Annotated in this window: 5 protein-coding genes; 3 read left to right on the top strand and 2 right to left on the bottom strand. The window is 35.3% G+C overall.

Going from position 1 to position 9758, the window contains the following annotated elements; translation table 11 throughout:
* Positions 1-4834: hypothetical protein (locus B9N62_RS10570; RefSeq protein ID WP_087585353.1), on the top strand; the 4834-nt coding region annotated here is incomplete at its 5' end.
* A 71-nt stretch (positions 4835-4905) separates the two neighbouring features.
* On the opposite strand, the gene B9N62_RS10400 is transcribed toward B9N62_RS10570, so the two are convergent.
* Together B9N62_RS10400 and B9N62_RS09930 are read right to left on the bottom strand one after the other, a co-directional pair.
* On the bottom strand, positions 4906-5088 hold the full coding sequence (locus B9N62_RS10400) for a hypothetical protein (RefSeq protein ID WP_141083219.1): 183 nt from the start codon (positions 5086-5088) through the stop codon (positions 4906-4908).
* A 630-nt stretch (positions 5089-5718) separates the two neighbouring features.
* A complete protein-coding gene (locus B9N62_RS09930; protein WP_087585352.1) occupies positions 5719-7467 on the bottom strand; it encodes a site-specific integrase in 1749 nt (582 codons plus the stop codon).
* Between the two features lie 1151 nt (positions 7468-8618).
* Here B9N62_RS09930 and B9N62_RS10565 point away from each other — a divergent pair.
* Both B9N62_RS10565 and B9N62_RS09920 read left to right on the top strand, forming a co-directional pair.
* Positions 8619-8840, top strand: a complete 222-nt coding sequence (locus tag B9N62_RS10565) for a hypothetical protein (protein ID WP_180382193.1) — start codon at positions 8619-8621, stop codon at positions 8838-8840.
* Between the two features lie 568 nt (positions 8841-9408).
* On the top strand, positions 9409-9717 hold the full coding sequence (locus tag B9N62_RS09920) for a hypothetical protein (protein ID WP_087585351.1): 309 nt from the start codon (positions 9409-9411) through the stop codon (positions 9715-9717).
* Positions 9718-9758 lie beyond the last annotated feature (41 nt).

Raw genomic sequence — 9758 nt, 5'->3', positions numbered from 1 at the left:
GGATCAGGCCGGAAATAAGGGCGGCGAAGGCAGAGATACGATAACTACCGATACTACGGCTAAAGCACCGATTGTTACGTTTGTCGAAGATAAGAACGCGAAAGCTACGCCGAATCCTACAAACCCTGACGATACGAGTGACGGTATACTAAATAATCCAGAAAACGCGAGCGACGGCAAGATAGATACCTCAAAAGTCGAGATAAAATTTCCAGGCGATGTAACCGCTGGTGATAAGCTAAACATAACTATCAAGGATCCAACGAGCCCTAGTCCTACGACGCAAAAAATAACTATAACTCAAGCCATGATAGATAACGGCAATAAATACTCGCTAGACGTTCCAGTTAGAAACGGACAAACTTCTAGAGTGGATGCGACTATTACCGATAAGGCAGGAAATACTAGCGAAAGTGCATACGACGAAGTAAAACTAGTATCCGATAAACCTAAGCCGCCGGTAGTAGAATTTACGGAAGACGTAGATAATAATGGTATTTTATCTCGCGAAGAAAATGGGACTACGAGAGGTACTTCTCCGGTAAAAATAACTATACCGGATCAAACCGGACTGCCAGAGAGCGAGAAAGTTAAAGTAGGCGATACGCTAAATATAAAAATCTCCGGCGGAGGCAACAATGAAACATTTAACGTCAAAATTACTCAAGAAATTTTAGACGATTTAAAAGGTAGCGGCTTTATGCTGGACGGTTCAAATACCTTTAAAAATATCAAGTCCGACGGCACGACCGAAACTGTAAAACCTAATCCTAAAGTTAAAAATTTCGATCAAACGATCGTTACCGCTACGATAACAAACGAATACGGCAATGCTAGCGATCAAGGAAAAGACTACGTTACGCCTAAAGTCGCTCCGAGAGTTACCTTCACGGAAGATTCTAGTAACAACGGAATGCTAAATTTTTATGAAAATAGAAGCGGCGATAGTAATCTAAAAACTACGACGGCAAAGATTGAGCTTCCTTACGGCGTTAAGGCGGCTGACGATTATTTAAAATTTGATATTACAACAAACAGTACGTCTAATATAAAGGTTAAACTAAGTGATCTTTCGGATACTACTGAGACTACGATAGCTCCTGGTATAACGGCGACTATTTCGGCAGATAAACAAAGTGTTTTTCTAAAAGGCGTACCGGTATCTAGAGATTTTAAGACGACCATAGAAAATGCCGTAGTTTTGGAAAACGATGGCATTACCGAAAAAAGCGACGAATCTAATAAAGACGAAGTTATAGTCGAAAAAGAGGGTATATACGTAGAATTTGCCGAAAAACAAAGCGTAAAAGTAGATGGTGGCGACAACGCGCTATCAAGATCAGACAGTATGAAGGACAGCAAGGTAAATGAAATAGATGCAATCATCTCGATCCCTAAAAACGTAAGAGATGGCGATATATTAAAACTCGAAATATATGATCCTATCAAAGGGGCGACCGAAAGGAAGTACACTATCCATACGGACGCAAAAGGATTTTTAAGCTCTATAACGTCAAATAACTCGAGCGATTATCCTGACCTAGAAAGTAAATTCCCGTCTGCCGAACCGACTTCAAATCAAAAATACGAATATATACTCAAAGGCGTAGGGCTAAAAGCAGGCGAAGAAACTACCGTAAAGGCTACCTTAGACTACCGAAAAGGAATAAATGACGATACGGTAACGACGGACGTAAACAAAAAAGCGACTACCCAGATAGAGAACATCAAGGCTCCAGAAGTTATATTTGAAGACGCAAAGGGCGGTACAAGCGTAAGTAGAACCGATGCTAGAAAAGGCGCAAATGGTGACTACCTAACCGACGTTACTATAAAAATTCCATCAAATGCGGTAAATGGTGATAAGATAGAGGTAAAAATATATGAATCAGGTAAACCAATCCCTACGCAAAAAATTTACACCATAAATAAAAGCAATAGTAAAAGCGGAAAGATCGACAGTCTAACCGATGAAAACGGTCATAAAATAAATACTACGGCGGATAAAAAAGGTTTTGTTATAAAAGACGTATTGATGAAAACCGGCGAGAAAACCGAAGTAACAGCCAAAGTACTCTCAGCGGCTACCCACAATGGTGTAGCCGTAGATGAGAGTACGGAGGCTAAAGCCACAGTAACAGTCTCTAATCTAAATAGAGTTTCAATAGCTTTTGATAAAGACGATAACGAAAATTCGCTACTCTCAAGACCTGAAAGCGCAAGCGGAGGTAATCTAGCGATCTATAAAACTACCGCCAAAATCACGCTTCCGAATAATATCTTGGAAAAAGACAAGGTAACTATTGATATAGATGGAACCCAAAAGGATTATATCGTTGAAAAAGATTCAAACGGCAATCTGTTTCTTTCTAAAGGAAGCGAAAAATTAGAAATAAAAGACGGTGCGGTAACTATAAAAGATATAGAACTAAAAACGAGCGGCGACACGAAGATTTCGGTTAGCGTTACCGATAAAAACGGAGCGGTTGCAGAGTCTAAAAATAATATATCTATGGACACCTTAAATAACGATATGTTAATTAAGTTCGACGAAGACAAAAATAACGACGGAGTTATAGCCACTACGGCAAATGAAACGACGGCAAGTATTAAGCTTCCGTCAAATACTGTTAATGGTGATATATTAAAACTTAAGATAGGTAATGATCCCGAGAAATCATACCTCATCGAGAAGAAGGCGAACGGAAAATTTGAAATTACCGAAATAGATTCCGCTAAAAACAAAATAGGTACGCCGATAGAAGCCGACGATAATAAAATAGTTAAAGTTTCTGTTCCTATTAATTCCGTAAGTCCTACGAAAGTTAGCGCCGAGGTAGTCGATTACGAAGGTAAAGGCGTAGCTGTGAATTCAACAAACGATATTAAAAAAGCTTCCGGCGGCGGCAATTCGTTAATGGTAACTTATGAGGAGGATACTAATAGAGACGCTAAATTAAGTAGAGCCGAAGCTAATCAAGACGGAACAGCAAGCAAGACGAATGCTGTTATAACGCTACCTGTTGGCAAAATAGTAACCGGTGATAAACTAACGGTAGATATAAAAAATGAGCCAAGCGAGCCAAGCGGCAATAGAAAGCTAGAGTACATTCTTACTAAAAATAATGACGGCTCCATAAGTGCTGTGGATAAAAACGGTAATCCAGTAAATATCGAAGAAGGGCTTATCAAAGTTCCAGTAAACGTTCAAGTTGGTACACAAACGACTACGAAAGTAACGCTAGAAGATAGCACTGGGGTTAATAAGGGCACAACCGGAGAAAAACCTATAGAGTTAGAGAGAGGACTAAATGATAAGCCTATTAAGGTAACGTTCGACGAAGATAATCTAAATAGGGATGGTACAATAGACCGCGTAGAAGCCGACGAAGATGGCAATATTTATACAACTACGGCAACTGTGACTATACCTTACAACGCATCTATCGGCGATAAATTAAAAGTAGAGATTAGCACAGAATCTACGCCTAGAGAATACGAGCTAAAAAGCGTAGACGGTAAAATAAAGGCAGTTTCGTCAAGCGGCGAAACACTAGACGTAGTAGACAACGCGATAAAAATTCCTAACGTTAAGCTTGCATATACTGCGCCAACTTCGGGAAATCCGGCTCCAGCATTGGTTCCGACTACGGTAAAAGCTACGTTAACCGACGCATACGGCGAAGATAAAACGATAGACAATAAGAATATAAATTTAAATATGGGCTTTAGCGGAAAACTCGAAGCGGTATTCACCGAGGACTTAAGTCGCAATAAAGTTCTAAGCAGAGACGAAGCGGCGATAGACGGCAATGCCGGTAAAACTACTCTTGGTCTAAAGCTTCCAAGCAACGTTATGGCCGGAGATAAGATTAGCGTTACTATAAAAACCGACGGTCAAGTCACCAGAACCGAAAATTTTACGCTTGAAAAAGAAAACGGTGAACTTGTTGCTAAAAGTGCTAATGGTAACAAGATATCTCTTGAAGGAGGAGCGTTAAATCTAAAAGATATAGATGTGAGTATAGGCCATAAGTATAGCGCAGAAGCTGAATTAACTAACAGTAAAGGCGAATACAAGCAAACGTCTACTAACGAGGTCGAGCTAGAAAAAATGCAATATATAAGCTCTTATAGCGAAAGCGAAGATGCGAGCAACAAGGGCTTGCATAACGTAACGCTATATTTGCCGGAAGACGCTAGAGAGGGAGATAAAACTTCTCTTACTTATACAGATCCGAACGATCATAGCAAAACTGTTATGAAAGAGCTAGAAGGACTAACTAAAGCCGATATAGATAACGGTCACATTTCGACTCAAATAAACGTAAATCCGGAAAAAGCCTATGACGTAAAAGTGGTGGCTCAAACGGCTGATTCAAGTGGTTCAAATCACAGCGTAGCATCTTCGTTTACTATAAAAGTAGAGCAAGATATCAGTAATGATACGGTAGAATTTAACGCAAATAACAATAGAATGTACGGCGGCAACGGTACGGATACTTTAGTATTTAAAGAAAGCGTAGATCTAAATAATGTAGCGAATCTGGGCGATAAAGTTTATAAATTTGAACAAATTAAGCTTGGAGATGACGGAGCGAACGGCGCAGTTAATCTAACGATTAGTCCGAAAAATGTTTTAGATATAACTGACAATAAAGACGTTAGATTAAAAATTTTGGGCGATGATCACGATAGAGTTAATTTAGATAACCATGAATGGAAAAGAACAACAGATACCAATAGTGGCAATAGGACCTACGAAAGTATGTATGAAATCAATGGGCATACCGTTAAAATAGAGGTAGACCAAAAAATTCATACCGACTTCTAAGAAAGCTTTGCGACGAGCTTAAAACTCGTCGCAATTTTTATCTTCATATATTGATCTTTTTTATATTATTTCTAATATAAATTATAGTATTTAAGACGTTTTGCTAGACGGCTTAGTCTAAAACCAAATACATAGACTACAAAGTACCTACAGTTTTTGGTTCCGATAAAGTCGATAAAAAATGGATAGTTAAATTTAGTGTAGTTGGTTGATTTTATTACACTAATAGGTTGATCTTGCTGGTAGCCTAGCATCTACCTTTTATTAGTAATTCAAAGAACCATTATAAAACGATCTATTTGCTCTTTAAAAATTCTCAGTGCTATATCTTTAAATATTCTCAAGTTTTTTATTGGATCCTTAGTTATAATTTAAATGTTTTATTACCAAAAATCATATTTAGTAGATAAAGTTTCGTCCAAGTTTTTCTATTTTTCTTTTGCTCGGCCAAATAAAAATTTTGCCCGTCTGGCTAAGACCTTACAGCAAGCTCGGACTGAGCTTGCTAAGTAAGTTTATCAACATATAAAAATGTTGATGTTTAATAGAAGTGAATCTAGATAATTAAAGTGTATGGTAGCATAATTTTACGTAATGTTACATAAGGTAAAACCATGTAAAATACGTATGGTGAAGTACAGTAAGGTAAAACACGTATACCAAAGTAAAACCACGTAAAATAGGTATACTTAAGTATAGTAACGTAAATTAAGTATAGTAAAGTAAGTATACGTATTTTACGTATAGTGAAGTCACGTAAAGTATGGTTAAGTGAAGTTAGGTTAAGTAAGGTATAGTGAAGTAAAACACGTATACCTAAGTAAAACCATGTAAAACACGTATAGTGAAGTAAAGTTACGTAATAAAATGTATTATGAGATATATTAGTAACTTACCATTTCAACTTTTGCTTTTAATAAACTAGCATTTATATTTGTAGCATAGGTTCCTAATAAAATTTTATACTGCTTCTCATGTCCTACTATTTGAGCTATGATATTTGGCTCTACTTCTTGTTGGACAAGCGTATCTATAAAATAGTGCCTAAATGAGTAAAAAGTCTTTTGCTTGTCGCTACTTATTAGTTTTCGTTGTATTTGAGATCTAAAAATTTCAGAAAAGTCTTTATTACTTACTTTGAAGATGCTTTTGTTTGTACTAGTTCTTTGTTTTACAAACTCCATTAGCCCAAGCTCTATTAACTTACTATGCACTGGTACGAGTCTTATGGAATTTATATTTTTAGTACTCTTGCCATCATCTCTATTTATACTAAAGCAAAGCACGTTATTGTGCTGCATGATATCACATGCTCTTAACTGAACTATTTCGTTTATCCTCATGCCACTATATGCTGCTATCATGGTTATATAGTATAGATCATTTGCGTTTATCCGCTTGCTTGGTGACTTATTTGCCTCTTTAAAATTTTGGACTATTTTAAAGATGGCGTTAGCTTCATCCTTGCTGTAAGGTAGTATCTTACGTTCCATTGGATTTATCTCTACTTTTACGTTTAGATCATTTACAATGCTCTTACTTATATAGTCGCTGTTATAGCAATACTTAAAAAACTGAATAACCCTTATCATATACTTTTGTATAGTTACTTGTGATAGCTTAGGATCGTTTTTACCTATGTGTATGATTTGCTCTAAGCTTTTGTCTTTATATTTGGCTTTTTGATTTAGCTTGGTTGGTATGAGAGCCAAAGTATTTCTAAATTTAAGCAAATCATCTCGTGATATGGCCGTGATCTCTTTGTTGGGGCTAAAGAATTTAAATAGTATGTTTCCTACTATATTCACCAGATCCATGGTGTTATTTGACCACTTTTGGCTAATGCTAGTATTTGCTATAAAATTTTCAAATGCTGTTTTTAGTGTAATGATCTCTTTACTCTCTACATTTCTTTGGCTAGTGGAGCATGGTACTACCTCATATTCTTGTCTTATTTCATCATTTAAAATACCTACACTAAAGCTTTTATCACCTACTTTTATGCGTTTACCTATGATATGACTATCACTAGTTAGTATCTGCTCTACACTTCTCTCATCGTCTTTAGTTTTTACTAGCTTAATGGGCGTGTTGAGTCCATGTTGTTGCTTGGCAGTTGTCATTATGGCATGTGAGAAATTTTTAATTAAATTTTTCATACCTTCTTTATTGAGAGGTAGTCCATGTGTCTCATCAAGGGTTTCAATATTATCCTGAAAGCTATCTATATTGTTTGATTCAAAGCTATAGTTTTTATCTTGTTTGTTTAAAAATTTAAGCTTTTTAGAAACAAGATTTGCACTCTTATCAAGCTTTGATATAAGATAGTTTAGTGATAATATATTTTTCTCAAGTAGGGTTTGAGCTATACTGGCTTTATCGTCTTGATCTATTGCTTCATCTAAGTTATTAGATAAAATTTTGGCTTTATTTATTAAAGCCTCATTGCTTTGCTTGAGTAATTCAGGAAAGCTGTCATTTTTTAAGGCTTCTTTGAAGTGCTGATTTAGTGCATCCGCAAAGTCAACATCTATCTTTTTATCATAAAGCGAATGCTCTTTTATGCTCTTGTCTACCTTTGCTTGCATAAAACTATCAACTAATGAATCTATAATTCCTTGATTTAGCTTCATGTCCACTGCCTTTGTTATGAGATAAATATATCTATCATAAATTCTAGCAGATTTTCTGGCTTTTAATATGGAACAAGTCCCCAAGGAGAAACATAGTTCCCTTGAACAGTTAAAAACTTTTCTTACTTTTGGTTTTACTACGCTTCGGTAGTAATAAATTCCATTACGATTTTTTAGATGTACCATGCTTTTGTAGTGGAACAAAAGTGGGACACTTGACTAATGCTTATTAGAAAAAGTTGTTTGTAATGGCGATGTAGCAGGGCTTTAAGTGATATTTAAAAATTTGTCTCATAAGCCGGAGGTCGGGAGTTCAAGTCTCCCCCGTGACACCATAGATGTCCTACTTATCGATACTTTAACTGCCCTTTTTGCAGTTTCCCTTTCTTTAAAATTTCCTTTAAGAGTGGAATACTTAGTTACTAAAGTGGGACAGCCTCTTAAAAATTCCAACGATTATAAAGCCATCATCCTTGTTAATACCATAAAAATAAATTTGTTTTAAATCTTTACTTTTAGCTTTTATTTCAAGTCACCTTTAAAACATATTAAACATCCAATCACCGCTAATCGTTACAAATTTTAATGCTAAAGATGATGATTTATACAATAGATCCTTTGAAAAATTTACTTAAAGATTATCAAGGAAGCTTTGAGAAAGACTATGCAAAGTAGTCTTGCATAACAAAAACGAAAGAGTTGTTATGACACTAATAATACTTGCCGTTATGAAGAATTAATGAAAATTCGCAAGGGCTTAAATTTGAAAACTATTATGACGGCGATGAATTACTGCGTTTTCAAGACTATTTCACGGCTACAAATAATCAATTTTATAAAGGCAAAGACTTTAACCAAAATACTCCCGGAGCTTTAATCGATATATCGGGTATGTTTTTGGGGCAGGCGGTAGTGGCTTTATTGCAAATGCAGGAACAAAAGGATTATCAAAACTTATACTAAATCAAGAAGCTAAGACCTCGGTTAAAGCCGGTTTAGTTGGTGCTACGATAGATGCTGGTTAGCAAGTAGGAACTCAAATTTATGATCAAACTATAAACAATAATGGGTATGTAGATTTTAGAGATATTCATTTAAATTATTCTAGTGTTGTTTTTAGTGCAGTCGCAGGTGCAGCGACCGTGCCTAGCATGATAAATTCTGCAAAAGAAGTAAAGCATTCAATTGGGACAATATCAAAACAATGGAGAGATTTTTTAAATACAAAATCAATAAATAGGGAAGATAAATTATTAAATAATATGATAGGAAATGGTGGAAATATTTTTAGACATACAATTTTTCAAGGAGCAAATTATGAACTTCGCAATACAATAAAAGACAATACTATCGGTGGTAGTGGTAATGAATGATTTTTTTAATGCTTTCTGGCGAGAATTTCAATATAAAATCGTAGATTTAATCGTAGATTTAGCCAATCATCACCCATTAGTTGCTTGGATTATCTTATATTTTTTGGGCTTGCTCGTACTATATTTTTGTTTTTAAGTTTATTCGCCATTGTTATATAATCTATAATAAGTCTAAAAATATAAAAATTTTAAAAATAGGTATATCATTTTTTATTCCTATTGTTATTGTTTTTTACTTTCTCATTAAATTCACAATCTACAAATCAAATGGATGTTTAGTTTATTTTTGCATCTTTTCGTGGATTTCTACTATTGGCGTGATTTTTTGGGCTTTTCGACCTGAAAAATTTATACCAGATAAACCACAGAATAGAAACCCTAAAAAACAAAAGAAGCAAAAAGTTAAATTTTACAAATGTAAAATTAAGAAATAAATAAATTGGCAGCATTAATGTGGTAATGGGTATAGTATATAGATAATGGCTAGACTATACTGAAGTATTAATAAACGCTTTAAGTGACGGATTCAGTGGAGGTGCTAGTAATTGGCTAGCGGCGGTAGGAATAAGTGCTTTTTGTTAACTCACCCATAGAGCTATATTCTCAACTTAAAGATATACCAAAAGATACAGATGCAAATAGAATTATTATAAAGACTATAGTTGGCGGATTTATGGGATTCATTATAAGTGTAACTGGAAAGATAGGTGAGAGGATACTGATAGGCAAAGATGATAAATATAAGACTATATTTGAGACAGGTGCTGGGCTGGTGGGTGGCTTAATACAGTCAGATATAGATATGCAAAAAGCTTATGATCTAATGATTGGTAAATATCCTTACTTATATGAATTAAAAAATTGGCTACCACCATAGTAATGGAAGATGGTCTTTACATAGGATAACAGATGAAAAAG

The organism is Campylobacter concisus (genome assembly GCF_002165785.1).
Taxonomy (GTDB): Bacteria; Campylobacterota; Campylobacteria; order Campylobacterales; family Campylobacteraceae; genus Campylobacter_A; species Campylobacter_A concisus_W.
Note: the sequence above shows the minus strand (reverse complement) of the source record. Positions and strands in the feature narration are given on the sequence as shown.

Excerpts from the sequence above, each read along its gene's own strand:
- B9N62_RS10400 (WP_141083219.1), bottom strand. The coding sequence starts at position 5,088 with ATGCTAGGCTACCAGCAAGATCAACCTATTAGTGTAATAAAATCAACC.
- B9N62_RS09930 (WP_087585352.1), bottom strand. The coding sequence starts at position 7,467 with ATGAAGCTAAATCAAGGAATTATAGATTCATTAGTTGATAGTTTTATG.
- B9N62_RS10565 (WP_180382193.1), top strand. The coding sequence starts at position 8,619 with ATGATAAATTCTGCAAAAGAAGTAAAGCATTCAATTGGGACAATATCA.